The organism is candidate division WOR-3 bacterium (assembly GCA_029858255.1).
In the GTDB taxonomy this organism is placed as follows: domain Bacteria; phylum Hydrothermota; class Tepidihabitantia; order SM23-42; family SM23-42; genus SM23-42.
The window spans coordinates 20,784-37,930 of the sequence record JAOUFJ010000022.1 but is presented as its reverse complement, the minus strand read 5'-3'; the positions used below and the strand labels follow the sequence as shown (position 1 = coordinate 37,930).

The 17,147-nt window shown below is 46.9% G+C and carries 12 protein-coding genes; 7 read left to right on the top strand and 5 right to left on the bottom strand.

Annotation, left to right across the window (positions count from 1 at the left end):
- The 4 genes from OEV79_09340 to OEV79_09325 form a co-directional block, all read left to right on the top strand.
- Positions 1-216, top strand: a 216-nt coding sequence (locus tag OEV79_09340) for a hypothetical protein (GenBank protein ID MDH4211633.1), incomplete at its 5' end; no start/stop codon positions are given.
- A gap of 950 nt (positions 217-1,166) precedes the next feature.
- Positions 1,167-2,714, top strand: coding sequence for a right-handed parallel beta-helix repeat-containing protein (locus OEV79_09335; GenBank protein ID MDH4211632.1), 1,548 nt, complete (start codon positions 1,167-1,169; stop codon positions 2,712-2,714).
- 263 nt (positions 2,715-2,977) lie between these two features.
- Positions 2,978-4,027, top strand: a complete 1,050-nt coding sequence (locus OEV79_09330) for a YncE family protein (protein ID MDH4211631.1) — start codon at positions 2,978-2,980, stop codon at positions 4,025-4,027.
- 87 nt (positions 4,028-4,114) lie between these two features.
- Positions 4,115-5,473, top strand: a complete 1,359-nt coding sequence (locus OEV79_09325) for a hypothetical protein (GenBank protein ID MDH4211630.1) — start codon at positions 4,115-4,117, stop codon at positions 5,471-5,473.
- 145 nt (positions 5,474-5,618) lie between these two features.
- Here the strand turns inward: OEV79_09325 and OEV79_09320 are convergent, their stop codons facing one another.
- From OEV79_09320 to OEV79_09310, 3 genes are all read right to left on the bottom strand, one after another.
- Positions 5,619-8,852, bottom strand: a complete 3,234-nt coding sequence (locus OEV79_09320; protein ID MDH4211629.1) for a PAS domain S-box protein — start codon at positions 8,850-8,852, stop codon at positions 5,619-5,621.
- A 240-nt stretch (positions 8,853-9,092) separates the two neighbouring features.
- Entirely contained in the window at positions 9,093-9,842 is a 750-nt protein-coding gene (locus OEV79_09315; protein ID MDH4211628.1) for a DUF4249 family protein, read from the bottom strand.
- Between the two features lies 1 nt (position 9,843).
- On the bottom strand, positions 9,844-12,102 hold the full coding sequence (locus OEV79_09310) for a TonB-dependent receptor (protein ID MDH4211627.1): 2,259 nt from the start codon (positions 12,100-12,102) through the stop codon (positions 9,844-9,846).
- A 222-nt stretch (positions 12,103-12,324) separates the two neighbouring features.
- Between OEV79_09310 and OEV79_09305 the strand changes: the two genes are divergently transcribed.
- The gene (locus tag OEV79_09305; GenBank protein MDH4211626.1) at positions 12,325-12,822 is read left to right on the top strand and encodes a hypothetical protein; all 498 of its coding nucleotides are present in this window, start codon (positions 12,325-12,327) and stop codon (positions 12,820-12,822) included.
- Between the two features lie 42 nt (positions 12,823-12,864).
- Here the strand turns inward: OEV79_09305 and OEV79_09300 are convergent, their stop codons facing one another.
- Positions 12,865-13,821 (bottom strand): carboxypeptidase-like regulatory domain-containing protein, encoded by a 957-nt coding sequence (locus OEV79_09300; GenBank protein ID MDH4211625.1) that lies wholly within the window; start codon positions 13,819-13,821, stop codon positions 12,865-12,867.
- Positions 13,805-14,554 (bottom strand): hypothetical protein, encoded by a 750-nt coding sequence (locus OEV79_09295; GenBank protein MDH4211624.1) that lies wholly within the window; start codon positions 14,552-14,554, stop codon positions 13,805-13,807. The genes OEV79_09300 and OEV79_09295 overlap by 17 nt, the downstream gene beginning before the upstream one ends.
- Positions 14,555-14,709: 155 nt before the next feature.
- Here OEV79_09295 and OEV79_09290 point away from each other — a divergent pair, with 155 nt between their 5' ends.
- Positions 14,710-15,894, top strand: coding sequence for a sensor domain-containing diguanylate cyclase (locus tag OEV79_09290; GenBank protein ID MDH4211623.1), 1,185 nt, complete (start codon positions 14,710-14,712; stop codon positions 15,892-15,894).
- 80 nt (positions 15,895-15,974) lie between these two features.
- Positions 15,975-17,117: a hydrogenase formation protein HypD gene (hypD, locus tag OEV79_09285; protein MDH4211622.1), complete on the top strand. Its 1,143-nt coding sequence runs from the start codon at positions 15,975-15,977 to the stop codon at positions 17,115-17,117.
- Positions 17,118-17,147 lie beyond the last annotated feature (30 nt).

The window sequence follows — 17,147 nt, the reverse complement described above, 5'->3', positions numbered from 1 at the left end:
TCACCCACGGGTATCTTGGAAAACGAATTAGCTGTGAAGAATAAACATGAGATAACTGTAACTATCTTCCGCGGACCTCTGCAACTACCAGAAGGCAAGGAGTGCAAAGTCTTTGACATCACGGGACGGGTTGTGGAACCGAACATGATTCGGCCAGGCATCTACTTCATTGAGGTTGATGGTGTCGTGACACAGAAGGTGGTTAAGGTTAGATAGCGATCAAAAAGCGTAGCACAAGGGGAGTGATTCAGTCGGTCACTCCCCTCTTTTTTCTTGTGCCAGATTTGTGCCACTTTTTTACCAAAACATACGGTAATAGACAGAAAATCCAGCAACGGTCAGAATGGTGCGGAGCGTTGTCTGACTTGCATTTATGCGATTTCTGGCGTGATTTCGGAAGTTGTCAAAAAAGCTTGCATTGGAGCCGGAGTCCACCGTTCTATCCATTTGAACTACGGGCGCAACACCGAAATCTGATGACTGATAACAGATTACCGATGCCTGCAGTGATTATATCGATTATCTTAAGGACGTCAACAAAGCGTATTGTCGTTCCTCTCGCTTTGCTCGAGACAGGCGAGTGAACGGAGTGAATCGAGAACTACCTTATTCTGGTTATCAGTATTGCCGGTCATTCCCCGATTTAGTCGGGGAATCCAGTACATCACTATACCTCTGGATCACCGGTGCCGATCGAAGCAGACAAGCAAGTCGGATAATGCCAGAATGTGTAAGAGTGATTTGTCTTAGCTTCCTAACCTCCCAAGTTCCCAACTTCTATAACGTAGGATGGTCTGACCTCGTGTATTTCACAAAAGTAAACTAGCACAGGGAGAGAAATAGGCAATCTGTGCATTAGTATGAAATATCGGAGGATAATACTGCTGAAAGTTAACAAAATATAGCAGGTTGGAAGTGCTTTTCGTGACTTCAGTTTGCTGTATTAGCTTCTTAACCTCTCAATTTCTTTGTTTGAGCGTTGTCTGGCCACGTATATCTCTCGTTTTACGGATCTGTGAGAAGCCCTGTGAGATGGCGGTGATAAACCGAATTACGATTATAAACAAACATTTGATTGTCGATAGAAGTGTACTTATGAACCATAACTATGAGTAGATTTTCTCAAGAGTTGTGTATTATGGTTTTTCAATATAGAAGGAGGTAGTATGAAGAATGTAGGTGTGTTAACAGTAGCAATCTCTTTGTTGATAGTCACAAGCATAGCATATGCAACCGTCTGGTATGTACACCCTGATTCCACATTCAACTGCGTTCAGGATTGTCTGGATTCCTGTACGACTGGGGATACGGTGCTCGTCGGTCCTGGTGTCTACCTTGAAAACATCGTCTGGCCGAATATTCAGGGAATACACCTTATGAGTGAATTGGGGCCAAATACGACGATTATAGATGGTGATAGCACTGGACGAGTGATATGCATATCCACAGGAGTAGATTCTGTGACTCTAATTGGTGGGTTTACTATTCGCAACGGATATCTAACCGGCACATACGACCATGGAGCTGGTATCTATTGCGAAAACTCTTCGCCGACGATTACCAACAACATCATCACTGGTAATAGAGTTAGTGGCGCTGGTCTTGGCGGCGGTATTGTCTGTTTAGGTAATTCTTCACCAATAATCGCTGGCAACATTGTTTCAGAAAACGGAGGAGGCGTTCATGATGGGGTAAGTGGCGGCGGTATTGCATGTATCGACAGCTCTGCGCCCATTATTATGGATAATACTATCAATGGAAACTATGCCACAGTCTCTGGCGGCGGCATCTATTGTATGGGCAACTCTATGCCGACGATTACTAACAATGTCATCGCTGACAATGCAACAGGCGAATGCATGTGTGGCTGGATAGGCGGTGGCATTGCCTGTGACTATGGCTCCGCACCTGTTATTACAGAGAATACTATTACTGGTAATTATGCGAATTTTGGTGGCGGCATCGGCTGCGACAGTTCTGAACCGTTCATCGACGGCAACGACATTACGGGTAATACAGGATACTGCGGCGGTGGCGTACACTACCAGGGAGCTTCCTCGACCATCAGCAATAATACAGTAAGTAATGATACGGCTGTCTGGGATGGGGGCGGCATCTACTTCTATCAATCTTCACCGACCCTTACCGGCAATATTGTATCAGAAAACGTGATACCGCTGACAGGATTTGGCAGCGGCATGGTCTGCGACGGTTCTTCACCGGTTGTTAGCGGTTGTATCATATCAGGCAATAATGGTAATGGTATATACTGCCAACCAGATTTTTGGGGCAATCTCTCCAACCCAGTGATACGCAATAACGATATCTGCGACAACATTGGTTTTGGAGTATGCAATACTGACACAACTTTAATAGTCAGTGCTGACTCCAACTGGTGGGGAGATGCAACCGGTCCCTATCACCCGACAGCCAATCCTGGAGGCCTGGGCGATTCGGTATCTAATCATGTTGATTTTGTTCCCTGGCTCACGGCACCCATTGGTATTGAGGAACAGCCATTTGTCAAATGCGTCGAGAAGCAAAACATCCTTGGGGCTACAATTTTTTGCGGTCCTCTACAACTGCCCGAAGGTAAGAAATGCAAAGTCTTTGACATCACGGGACGGGTTGTAGAGCCGACTGCGATAACACGCGGTATATACTTTATAGAAATAGATGATAAGATCGTTCAGAAAGTTGTCAAAATCCGGTAATAATGTCATTGTAATCTATTTGTTATCGTTGTAATCAACGCGACCAGTATGGTTGCGACAGAAGGTCATTAAGGTTAGATAGAGACTAAAAGCGTAGCACAACGAGAGTGGCTTAAGATCACTCCCCGTTTTTATTTCTTGATTCTCCCGCAAAAATGATGTACCTATCACTATGTATTGTTGACAATATGATGCTTTGGCATATAATTTCTCGGCAGTAGTTAGAGTATTCTGGTAGAGGTAGTTGAAAGGAGGAGAAATATATGACACATAAACAGCGTCGGATATTCGTGGTCATGTTGCTGTTTGTTATATCCCCGCATTTCTTTTTGGCCCAGTCTCTTGAAATAAGAGTTAAATTGCAGCGCTTCCCTGAAACATGGGTCTACAATTCCAATGATATCAAAATCTACACGCTTGAGCATCTCCCTGCAGGATGGGTCTACAATTCCGCTGGTAACAGGATTTTCAAGCACAAATATCATGTGGTAGTCTATGATGGAACGACGAAAAGGGTAATCCCGGTCGGTGATGTTCCGCGTTTCCTGGCGTACAATCCCACAGACAATAAGATTTATTGCTCGAATTGGGGGGGCAATGATGTGACCGTGATCGATGGTACAACCGACAGTGTGATCGCTACGATCCCTGTTGGTAACAAACCTTGGACATTACTTTGTAGTCCCGCCAATAACAAGGTCTATTGTGCAAATAGAGCGAGCGATAATGTAACGGTGATCGACGGTGCGGCCAACAGGGTGATTACTACCATAGCAGTCGGTGACGCCCCTTGGGCTTTAATGCACAACCCAACCGATGATAAGGTATACTGCGCAAATTGGAATAGCGAAAATGTGACGGTGATAGATGGTACGGCAGATAGTGTGATCGCAACCATTGGTGTTGGTAATAGACCCAGAAGCCTTGGCTATAATTCAGTAGATAACAAGATTTACTGCGCAAATTGGGCGAGCGATAATGTAACGGTGATCGATGGTACGACCGACATGGTGATCACAACTATAAAGGTTGGTCGGGATCCTTATGCCTTTGTCTATAATTCTAATGATAACAAAATCTACTGCTCGACAAGGGCTGGTCATGGTATCGCAGTTATCGATGGTGTGACAGATAGGGTAATCGCTAACATCAAGCCAGGCTGTTATGCGTTAGCCTATGACTCGACTGATAATGTTCTCTATTGCACATACTATCGCCATTTGGTTGTGATAGATGGCAGGACCGACAGGGTTATCAAAAAAACTGAGAACCGTTACGATTATGATCATCCTCGGGTGAAAATATCCTTCTGACAACCCCTGAGTTAAACTGTATGCTATAACCGCGTTGCTTGTTATCTTTCGGTAATGGCGTATAGATGGTCATTTCGGCATAGCAACGTGGAGGTAGGTATAAAGAATATAGTATTGTTGTCGACTTTTGTCACAGTCACTCTTGGATACACACAAGCAGCAGATACGCTGTGGACGAGACAGTATGGTGGTGACAGCGCTGATTATGGATATGCTGTTAGGCAGACATCAGACGGAGGCTTTATCATTACGGGATGGACAACATCTTTTGGCATGGGAGGCAGTGACGTTTATCTAATCAAAATCGATTCACTGGGTAATAACTTCTGGGAAAAGACTTACGGCGGCGTTGATGATGATGATGGTTGGTCTGTCCAGCAAACTTCAGATGGAGGATATATCGCTGTTGGACGGACATTTTCATTTGGTTCGGGAAACGGTGACGTTTATCTTCTGAAAACAGATGCAAACGGCGACACGCTATGGAGCAGGACATATGGAGGTGTCGAAAATGATTATGGTTGGTCTGTTCTGGAGGCTGCGGACAGAGCATACATTATTGCAGGAACAACGCTTTCCTTTGGTGCCGGCTTGGAGGATTTCTATTTGATAAAGGTAGATTCTCTGGGGAATCATATTTGGACCAGAACATATGGCGGCGCAGGACATGACCATGGTTATTGTGTGCAACAGACACATGACGGAGGATACGTTCTTGTTGGTTTGACAACTTCTTTTGGTAACTTTGACGTATTTCTGGTGAAGACGGATTCCGTCGGCGATACACTCTGGACGCGCACCTATGGGGGGTTGGGTTACGATGCAGGCCTTTCAGTGTGGCAGACATCAGACAGCGGATATGTTATTTCAGGATATACCTCTTCATACGGCGTCGGTCTTGATGACGTTTATATCATAAAGACCAATGTGAATGGTGATACGATGTGGACAAGACACTATGGTGGATATGCCGTGGAGTGGGGGTATGAAGTACAAGAGACGTTCGACGGCCAGTTTGTTGTTGCAGGGTGGACTTCATCTCTTGGCCCGAGTAATGATGTCTACATGATAAAGATAGATACTAGTGGTGATACGGTTTGGACTGCCACCTACGGCGGAATAGAGAATGCTGCGGGGTTTTCGGTGCAGCAGACTAGTGACGGGGGTTATGTCGTTGCAGGCTGCAAGGGACCATTTGGCTATGAGGATGTTTATGTTATTAAGTTGCTGTCAGATGTTAAGATTCAAGAGAATAAAATCCCCTGCGTTGACACCAAGGAATTTACTTCAACCATCTTTGGCGGCCCTCTGCAACTCCCCGAAGGCTCGAAATGCAAAGTCTTCGACATCGCAGGAAGGGTTGTGGAACCAGACATGATTCAGCCGGGTGTTTACTTTATAAAGGTTGAAGATGAGATCGTTCGGAAAGTCATCAAAATAAGATGACAAGTTGACATTCCATCTATGGAACTATCTTCCTGGAGCGGTCGGAGATATCCTACGAGGCTAGTCTTTGTTGAAGACTTTGGTTTGCGATCACAATTTCTGAACCTCTGAGCTTCTCAACTTCTGTATTCTGGGTTGTGTTTTGTCAGGATCGCTTGAACCTGAATTTCTTCTTCTCAAATAAAGCAAAACATACATCCACGACCTTGGCGTCGTAGAGAATACCGCGGTTGTTCTTGATCTCCTCGAGTGCCTCTTTGATCGTGTGTGCCGGCCGGTAGGGTCGATGTGACGACATTGCCTCGACCACATCGGCGACCCCCATTATTTTTGACTCCTGCAGGATTTTGTTGCCGGCAAGACCTTTTGGATAACCAGAACCGTTGATACGTTCGTGGTGTTCTAATGCTATCTGGGCAACGGGCCATGGGAAATTGACCGTCTTCAGTATATCGTAGCCGATTTCACTATGCAATCTTATGATAGAAAATTCGCTCTCACTCAGGTTTCCAGGTTTGCTGAGGATCTCTGCCGGCACCGATAGTTTTCCGATATCGTGGAGCAATCCGGCAATACGAATGCCCTCGATCTGGTTTTCGGTCATCTTCATCTCCTCGGCGATGGCGCAGGCCAGCTGTGTGACCGACCGCTGGTGGCCAGCCGTGTACGGATCACGTTTTTCCGTTGCCGAAGCCAGGGCATTCACTGTTTCTTCAAGGGTCTTTCGCAGCTTCGTGTAGCTCAATTCGAGTGCTTCAGTTGCCTCTTTGCGCGCGATATGGGCGCGCAAGGCCTGGATGCCATATGTGAGGTCATCGGCGAGTTCTTGTAGCAGGTTGATTTCGCGTTCATCAAAGGCTTCGGCATGAGCGGAGTGGATATTTAGGGTGCCGAGGATCTTCTCGCCGTTCATGAGGGGTAACACCATCAGCGATTTGAAGCCGTGCTTCAATAATTCGCGACAGATGACCATGTCTGCATCAGCATTTTGCGCATTAGGACACATATAGTTCGTCTTGGAACGAATCGCTATGCCGAAAGGATTGTTGCCATCCTTGTTGTCTGCCCATGTCAACTTCTGACGCTTGATATGCTGTATTTTTTTGCCAGAGTGCGCAGCAATTCTGATCGTTTTTTGCGTGTGGTCCTCGGCATAGCCGACCCAGGCAAGCATGTAGCCACCGATTTCCGTGATCGACCGGCAGATCTCTGTGAGTAACTCTTTTTCCTCGGTTGCGCGGACCAGGGTCATATTACAGGTGCTGATTATCCTCAGGGCGCGGTTGCTTCTTGTCAATTCTTCGTCGGTTTTTATGTGGGCGGTTATATCTCGGGCGACGGATACGACGCCAATGATCTTCTGGTCGCGGTACAGAGGAGCGCTGCTTACCTCACCAAATCTACGCTCGCCGGTTCTACTTATGAATTCATAGACGGGGGCTTGTATCTGCGCACCGGCCTGGATCTGTGCCAAATCACGTGTAAACGCATCGATATGTTCCGGTACAATGATATTCAGGTCGGTGATGCGCTTGCCGACCAGGTCCTCGGGTTTATAGCCGAGCACTTTTTCTACCGATGGCGAGACACTGAGAAGGCGCAAATCCCGGTCGATCGAGTAAATAATGTCAGATGCGTATTCAAAATGCAGCCGGTATTTCTCTTCGCTCTGACGTAGGGCTTCGAGCACGCGCTTTCTTTCTGAGATGTCCTTGATCGCCGCAAAGTAGTAATTCACGTTGCCCTGTGCATCTTTTGTCCGTGATGGGCTCACCAGGACTGGGAAGCGAGTGCCGTCCTTTCTTTTCATCATCAATTCGAATTCCCCGGGTTTACCGAGAAGCATTTCCCTGTAGGATGTTTGAAATTTCTCTATTTCTTCTTCAGGCCAATAAGGATGCGGAGGTCCCGCACCGAGCAGCTCCCGCGCAGAAAATCCGGTCATGCTGCAGAGCGACGGATTCACGCTGATATGCACGCCTTTTGTATCAAAAACGGCAAAGCCGTCCCGCATCAAGTTGATGAGTTTCTCAGCGAATTCCTTGCTTTCTCTGAGCGCGCTTTCAGCACGTTCGTGCTGGACGATTCTCTCCCCCAGCTCCTTATTGATCTTCTTTAGCGCTTTGCTACGCGCCTCGACCTCTTTTTCCAGTTCGGCGTGCCATTGCTGGATCCGGTTGAGCATTGAGTTGAAAACAGTCGCCAGGGCGCCGACCTCGTCTTTGGTCGTCGGTAGTGCGCGTGCCGTGAGGTCTCCAGCTTCCACTGCCCGTGCCGTGTTGCTCAGTTTGATGATTGGTTCTGATATCCGGGCGGCATTCAATGCCGTAAGAACGAGCGCGACCACGATGCCGCAAAGAGCCGCAATAAGAGAATAACCGATCCGCTTCCAGATGCTGCGTACGGTCTCCGCTTCATCGCGCTTCAGGATCAAACCCATACCGCGGTTCGGTGCGATCTGAATGAACCGGTATGCGGCCAATACCGGCACACCGCGGTAATCCTTGGTTGCCATGACACCGTCCTTCCCCTGGGTGACGAGTGCTGCGTCCTGTGTTTGAATACTGTCTACGAGCATCCTGGCGTTTTCTCCGTTCACCATTGGGTTCTTCAATGTGACCAGCGGACGCGCGTGTTCGTCAAGGATCATGACTTCATCACTCTTGCCGAGTTCTTCGCCGACATAGAGCATTGGTTTGATAAATGCATCAGCATCGACATGTGCAACCAGTACCGCCATCGGCCGTTCCGCATTATCCTTTATGAGACGCGTGAATACTATGTTTGGTTTCTGTGATATTGGATGCAATTCAAGATCGACCGCCTCACCGTGAATGCCGTCGACCGCTTCGCGGATGAATCGCTTGTTGAAAACGTGTTTTCCTAAATGCGCAATGTCTGTGGATACCATGCAAAATCCAAGCTGGGCATCGATAATGCAGAGTGTATTATACTCACGATATATCTCAAGCATCAACAGCAGTTCCTTACGGAGGATCAAGTAATGCGGTTCACGCTGCATATCGGTTCTGAACGTGGGCCGGTTGGGCATCAGATTTTTCTCTGCAATCACTCGTTTGAGGCCGCGGATCGAGCCGACGATCTTCTCGCAGTGCGTGATCATCTGCATATTGGCCTTTCGTTCGGCAATCCACACTTGCAGCCGTTCCTGCTTGAGCCCGGCGATAAGATCGAGGTCACGCATTGCTCCGGCGCGTTCAATCCCGTATGTACCATGGAAAGAAGTGAACGGTATACCGAACATGCTAACCGCATTCACGGCGATGAGCGTCACGGCAAACAATATGCCGAAACTCAGCACCATCTTGTTGCGTATGCCGAAGCGCTGTTGCGAAGGCCGCGAATTCTCGTCGATCATTGCCAATTCCTCATATGAATAATATGCAGTAACACTTAAGTGTCAAGACCCCGTATCTTGGGGACAGGCATACACTTTTAATACTTTTCCGGGGTGTGGAAAGAGTACTCTGATGCAGATTTCTTTCGATAATCAGAGCAAAATAGCTATTCTTGATAGCAAAATGATGATAAACTGACAGATAAGACCAGTGATATCAAAAGTGTTAAAAGTGTATGCCTGTCCCCGGTTTATTCCGGTTTATTCGAAGAGGACGTAGGTGCTGGTGGCTCGTGTCCACATGGAGCCGAATAGACCGACGCCGCCCGTTACGCCGGCCTGTATTATGCTGTCTCCTTCTACGAGATAGTATTCGTAGAAGTTGCTGTCGTAGGCGGCAATGTAAATCGTAAAGTAACCTTCAACCGGCTCGTCCCAGTACTCGCCAACCGGTATCTGAACGAGGGTGTCAGACGGGTCAGGTTCATACCAGGTAAATGGGCCAAAGCCTCCGGTGTTTTGTGTGAATGCAATGCTATATAGAAGAGCACCCTCGCTCCTGGTCAGGGCTATTGTGTCCTGGAGCGTAAGTGTATCACCATATACCGGAAAGAATATGGTGAAGTTACCCGGGATAGTTGTTGCCGCTCGAAGGGTATCAAAACCCTCTTTTATCACCAGAAGGTCATATGTACCTTCTGGCTGTAGGGTGAAAGGATCCGATACATATCGGTCATTCATGATCAAGAATTCCAATGTATCGACCAGGTTATCCTTTGATAGAATGACGAGAGCGTCGTCGATCGCCGGTCCGGATGGTTCGTCTATTTGATAAGTACGGTCAACGAGAATTTCCTGTCTTTGTTGTGCGTTGCTGAGAATGCCGAAAACATTGAGTTGCGGATCGTAGTCAATATCAACGTAAGTCTCACACTTACTGCTGATAAGTAACACAACCGGCAATAGCCAGGTGATCAGGGATTTCGATCGTTTCCTCAGGTTTCTCTTCATCTTAGAAGGTCAGATTAAATCCAAAACTGGGTATCGGGACTGGCAAGAGCGAATATTTGTTTATTTCCGGAGGATCCTGATCATAGTCAACCGTATAGAATGCGATGTTCTTGCGGTTGTAGACATTGATGACATCTAAGTACCATGAACCTTTCAAGCCGAATATCTTCATGTTCTTCTCAATATGAAGGTCGAGACGGTGGGATAATGGAAGGCGGTAAGCATCGCGCGCGCTGCTGATGATCTCCCAATCGTAATCGTTAATGCCCCAACGCGGATCCCAGTAATAATACCTGTACCGCGCAATATCCTGAGCGTATGGGAGTCCGGTAGCCATGTACCATCGTGTGCTCAAAGTGCCGTTCTTTAGCAAAGGTATGGATTGAGGGATAGTAAACCCAAGTACGATATTCAGGTTGTGCCTGCGGTCGTAGCGGGGTGAATAGTAGTTTCCGTCGAATCTCCGTTTGGTGAAGGAAAGTGAATAGCTGATCCAACCAAATACATTCTTGAGAGTTTTCTTGAAGAATACATCGACGCCAGCCGAGTAACCATCTCCTAATTGCAGGCTTTCGGTGGGCGCACTGAAGTAAATATCATCCTCAGTTGGTATGAGTAGATTGTAGTATTTCTTGTAATATGGCTCGATCGTGAATTTTGTTTTTTCATCGAACCACTGTTCAAATCCGGCGATTGCGTGATACGCCGTCGGGATGGCTTGCGTTTCATCAACGGGGCGCCAGAAATCGAATATCGAGAAATATGATTCCTGGCTGTTGACAGTAACTATGAATTGACTGTATTTGCCCAGTGCAAAATTGAAGGCTGTATTTGGTTTGAAGAGGTACTTGATCCCGAGCCGAGGATCTATACACAATCTTTTGCCTTTACTGTAGTAGATCGATCTGAGCCCCGGCTGGACGGATAAGACCGATGGGATCAGAAATATCTTACTCTTAATATAGGTAGCGATGAGGTTGACCTGATGTTCCTGATCCAAAGACATTCCTTCTTCAAAATCCCAATTGTATCCAATCGCAGAGCTTTTCCCTTCGATCCCGAATTCCATGGTGTGGTTTTCGCCCCAGAAATAGTTGAAATCGCACTTCGCTGTGTAATCGATTATATCCTCGTGTAGATTCAGATTTTCTGTTGTGTCGTTGAGGTTTTCATACCTTAATTGGGTCAGAAAATTGCTCCAGGCTCCGACGATTTCACCGTAGAATTTCGGTGTAAACACGCTGCGCCAACGCAAGGAGACTCCTCTGTTCCCCCAGTCAAGACCGATCCGTTCATCCGGTGTTTCGGTCTCTATTTCCTGAAAGTCAAGTACGTCGGTACTGCTCAGCCCGGCGACCGTGAATCTGTTTTCAGGCGATGGATTGAAATTCACCTTCCCGATGAAATCGTAGAAGTAATATGGCAGTTCGATATCGTCGTCGCGTATCTTGTCGTATAGCCAGACCAGGGCATCGAAGTAGCTCCGCCGGGCGCTGATAAGAAAAGAACCGTTCGGTATCGGTCCCTCAACCAATAATCTCGACGTGACCAGGCCAAAACTGAACATGCCGGCAAACTCCTTTGAATTACCTTCCTTCGTGTTGACGCTGAGCACAGAAGACAGACGGTCTCCGTAATTGGCGGGGAATCCTCCAGCGTAGAGTTCGGCATAGCCGACCGCATCAGGATTAAAAGTGGAAAAGAGTCCCCCCAAATGAGTTGACGGATTATACACGGTGATACCATCCAGAAGCACAAGGTTCTCGTCCGGACTTCCACCCCGGACGTGAAGTTTGTTCGATAGATCATGCATCGTGACAACGCCTGGCATGAGTTGCAGTGTTTTTATCAGGTCGCCTTCAAACAATCTGGGCACAGAAGTGATTTCTCTTGGGGTGAACAGGATGTGACTGACTTCGACGGTCTGTTCAAATCTTGTTCTCTCTGCGGAAACGGTTATTTCTTCCACTTCTATTGCCGAAGGATTCAATTCAATGTTCAAAGTCAGGTTCTTGTTTTCCTGTATGAAGATTTCTCTCGAGACGTTTTCATATCCAATGTAGGAATACACGATCCGGTAAGGACCAGAAGGTATTTTATGAATAATGTAATATCCTTTATCATTGGATGCTGTTCCGAGCATGGTATTTTCCAGATAGATATTCGTGTAGGCGAGTCTTTCGCCATTTGATGCATCCGCAATGAACCCGCTTACTGAACCCGATGCGTTCAATAAGAGTAAGAGTGGGATAAGATACATTTGTTGAGTATATTACTCAGTATCACAGTGTCAAGTTGCTTGTCAGGAGGAGCATGGTTGTGTATCGATGTTTGATGTTCTTATATGATCTTGGTTACGTTGCTGCTGGTTGACATTTGGCATCATGGTCGTATAATTGCGCGGCAAAGTGTCGGCAGCGGTCTAAAGCATTATCTGTTAGTTTGTGTCTTGGGTGTGTCGATTCACACAGGAGGAGGAGCAATGTCCAAAAAATCTATGCTACTTGTATTCTTGATGTGTTTTTTGGCGGTCGGTCCATGCTTTGCGTCAGAGCTCGGTATTCTGGGAGGATTCGGGCCTTATTGGGTCGAGGATGATGTTTTTTGGGGATATGCTCTGACCGGGTTTGTCGATGTTTTGATCCAGAATTTCAAGATTTCTCCAATGCTGGGTTTCTGGAGCGGCAACATTCACAGCGAACGTCTCATTGATGTATCCGCAGCCGTTGCCTTCAAATATCCTTTCGCAGGGCGTGATGCGAAATTACAGCCGTATATTGGCTTCGCGCCGGTGCTGCATTTATGGTTTGCCCAAGGACAATCTGATATGCATTTCGGCGCTGATGCGTTCGCCGGTGTGGCTATCATGATATCAAAGAACACACAGATACCGCTTCAGCTCGACTACGGTTTCATTTTTGTTGAAGGAACGACGGTGAACAAATTCACCGCCAAAGTAGGTATAGCCACAAGGATGTAGTAGGGATTCTTAGCGAGATATTCGGCGGAGCCGCCGGAAGTTCTACTGTATATACGAATACAATAGATCTATGCTGACATCGTCGAAGTCGACGACTGCAGGGATAAAATCATCGCCATTGGAAACGATCAACCCAACGTGCCCGCCCAAGAAGATATTGTCATATAGGGTGAATAGGGTCTCGTTATCTAAACGAATTCTTATCAACCCTTCACCTTGACGGCGTCCTACCCTGATGGTATGCCAGACACCAACGGATGATTCTCTTTCCACTGTGCGGATATCGTTGAGTTGACCGTTGATCAGCGAGTAGCATTGTATTGTATCGGGCGACAAAAGCAATCTGTAGCAATTTAAGGCATTCTGGTATCTAAACACAATGCCGGTTCTCCAATTTTCCGAAGAGGATTCTTCAACTTTTAACTTCGTTTCAATAAGGAAGTATTGAGCAGCAGTATCACATAAGGATAGGGCAATTTCTTCGGGACTGCTATCAATACCCCGATACACGCGTGGTATCGAATGTGCTTCTGGTTGGCCATAGTCCTCAATGATTTCCCACATGCCGGTAATGCTGCTTAAGTGGTGAGGTGTAGAAACCCCAGGCATTTCGTCATCGAAATTGAGGGTGAGCATTTCGATCATACGGGATATTTCGAAACCTGCCCACAAAGTTTCAGGACCTTGCTCGACGGCCGAGAAATAGGTGGCTTCTGCCCGCAGATAGTAGATACCAGGATCTACTTCTGCAAATACCAGACTACCGTGTTCGTTGCTGGTGTCTGACTGCACTGTCGATCCGTCATGAATCAGACTGACAGTGGCACCTTGCAGGTCGAACAATCCCAGTTCGTTGACGTTGATGGAAAGGTATGCCTTATTCGGATTCTCGGGATCGTATGGGTTGTCATGCGGTGCGTCCAGGCAACGTGTTGCACAGAGTGCAATAACGCATGCAATGTGTATAAAAAACCGGTGTGCGCTATAGCTTGAACACATAACTAATACCGGTGGATTCATTATCAAATTTGAACATGATTCCCGATTGTCTCTTTGATCTATTCAGCTTAGAAGGAATCCGTGATATCATCGCATCGACGATGCTGTAAACATAGACGCCCAGGAATACGGTTGCGGACAAGACGGTTATTCTGCGCCATCGATTATAATCGTTGTATGCTTCCTCAATCTCATCCAGATCATAAGGACCGAGGGAGAGATAAGTGCTGCGTTTACCGTCAGCAATAGACCAGGATACCAGAGTGCCAGCCAGCGTGACCGCTGAGGTCGCAATTATTGCCCGTCCTTTTGTATAATCCCCTTTCAGTATTTGCCCGATGCCGGGGATGAAACAAGAACAACCAGCGTACTCATACGCTTGCTCCTGCGCAGCTTCCTTGTAAACGGCCAGTATTTCCGGCGTGGTTTCGTATTGATCCAGGTCAAGTTCCGGGTCCAGGGTAAGCGCATTCTTGAAATGCTCTATGGCGCTCGCGTCGTCGCCGATCGCGACATAATTGAAGGCAAGAATAACGTGGGCATCGATGACTATTTTCCCCTCCAGATAAGGAAGAATGGTCTCGAGCTGGGTTATTGCCTGGGCATAAGCGCCATTGTCATAGTGCTCTTTTGCGATCGCCAGTATCTGTTCGTGTGCGCTATTCTCAGGTGACTGTCCGTACGGCATTCTCACCAGGAAAATGAATAGTGTTAGAAGATATTTCTGGTTCATATAATGCACATCTCCTTGATATTAGTTTGGAAAACAGATAGATTGTATTCATTTGAAGGATTGCGTCAAGATGTAGCTAATTATTGATCTGATGTTCTACAGAAAAACAAAGATATTGTTGACTTTTTTTCAAAACCATATAGAATTCAATTATCATGGATATGAGCACTTTCTTTGTCCTCATTGGTGTAGGGTCGCTGATGATAATCCTCATATTCGTTACGGTCTTCACACGCCGCGAGCGAGCAGAGCCGAGGAAAGTAGTGCGAAGTGACATACTTGCTGACGAACTGGAACGGCACAAGCGGGAAAACTATCATTTGAAGGCTGAATTGAAGAGAATCAACTCGATGAATAATCTCTTCTTTGCATCGATGATAAGACTCACGGCGCGCTTGAATCCTGAAGAAATAGCAAATGAAACGCTCGGATTACTCTCCAATTATCTTGAGGCCGATGAACTCGCGGTATTCCTCTATAATGAGAAAGGCAAGCGGCTCAACATAGTTGCAGAACGGGGCATTGATGACAATCTGATACCGAAGATAGTATATCAATTAGGTGAGGGTAAGGTGGGACTTACGGCTGAGAAAAGACTTCCAATTGGCAACAGAGAGTTTCAGTTCTTCGGAATTATGCAGGAACCGTATGAGGGATTCAAGCCCGACATATGCTATCCAGTGGTATTCCAGGATAAACTATTCGGGGTGATCGCCATATGCCGCGGTAATGATTTTGACGAGAGGGAGAAGAATTTGCTCGGCATTGTCTCAACGATGACGGCGGTCGCGCTTAATAACACGCGCAGTTTCGAGAACATTACATTTTCTGCGTCGACAGACCCGCTGACAAAGCTATTCAACATAGGGTACTTCAAAGACCGTTTGCAGGAAGAGTTGAATCGTGCCCGGCGTTTTCAGCACAGCGTTTCGATTACAATCATCGATTTAGATAAGTTCAAGGATTTCAATGATTCTCTTGGCCATCAGGCAGGAGACCAGCTGCTCATAAAGCTGGCGGAGATCTTTAAGGAACATTTTGAAGATACTGATATTATTGCCCGCTATGGCGGTGACGAATTCATAGTGATGTGCCCGGAGATCAAGAAACAAGATACGGCGCGCATAGTGGAGAATCTTCTGCATGACCTGGAAATGTATGATTTTGCCCGCGGACAATCGCGGAACAGGATTACTTTTTCTGCGGGAGTCGCGTCATTTCCGGATGACGGTAGTACGGTTACAGAAGTGATAAAATCTGCGGATGACGCCCTCTACGAAGCAAAGGGTATGGGGCGGAACACGGTCCGTATTCATTATCCTAAAGTCGAGAAAATATAGTATCGGTGGCAGAGGTGGCTGCATTGATACCTATGGTCGTGCGCAATTAGTAGCGTCAGCCAAACTACAAGGAAATTCTGATGGATACAACTGCTGGTAAGATCATAAAGGCAATATCCAGAATTGTGGACCGGCCCATTGGCCTGATGGAAGTATGTGGTACACACACGATGGCAATCGCCAAATCGGGGATGAGATCAATGTTGCCTGCAAATCTCCATCTGCTCTCAGGTCCTGGGTGTCCGGTCTGTGTTACTCCTCAGGAGACAATCGACTATGGTATTGCCCTGAGCCAGCAAAAGAATGTCATCATCACCACATTCGGGGATATGGTCAGGGTACCCGGCACACGAGCTACTCTGGAGGCATACTCTCCACGTATTGTTTATTCGCCGCTAGATGCATTAGCCATTGCGGAGGGAAATCCCGGTAAGGAAGTTGTTTTCCTCGGAGTGGGTTTTGAGACTACATCCCCGACGATTGCGGCAACAATAATTGCGGCCGAAAAGAAAAATGTTGGGAATTTCTACTTGCTACCCGCTTTCAAGTTGATACCACCAGCGCTTGACTACATTGCTGGTTCCCCCAAGATCAATGTTGACGCGTTGATTCTTCCGGGACACGTTTCGGCGATCATTGGCAGCGGGCCATATGAGTTCCTTGCTGACAAGTATCACATACCCGGGTGCATAACAGGTTTTGAACCGATCGATATTTTGCAGGGCATCTTGATACTGGTAAAACAGATCATTGATGGTAAGAGTAGCATCACGATCGAATATGAGCGTGTGGTCAGTCCAGAGGGAAACCGGAAAGCATTAGAGCTCCTCTATACTGTATTCGAAGTTTGCGAGAGCCGCTGGCGTGGGATCGGTGTTATACCTGCATCCGGTCTGATGTTGCGTGAAGATTTTGAACTTTATGATGCGCGCAGGAAGTTTGATCTTCATGTTCCAGAGTCAGTTGAGCCAAAAGGGTGCTTATGCGGCCAGGTTTTGCTCGGGCTCAAGATGCCTTATGATTGCGCTCTTTTCAGTGGTAAGTGCACGCCATTGACTCCTGTTGGTCCGTGCATGGTTTCTTCCGAAGGTTCATGCGCGGCGTATTATAAGTATGGGGCAGATGTTAATAGAAGGTTCAGAAAAGGCTCAAATAGGGCTGATAGAGGGCTGGGACAAGGTTCAAGACGGAAAGGGAAGGGAAGAAAGCGTCCCAAACGCTGAAGTGCTCCATTTTAGCGAATTTCACGCATC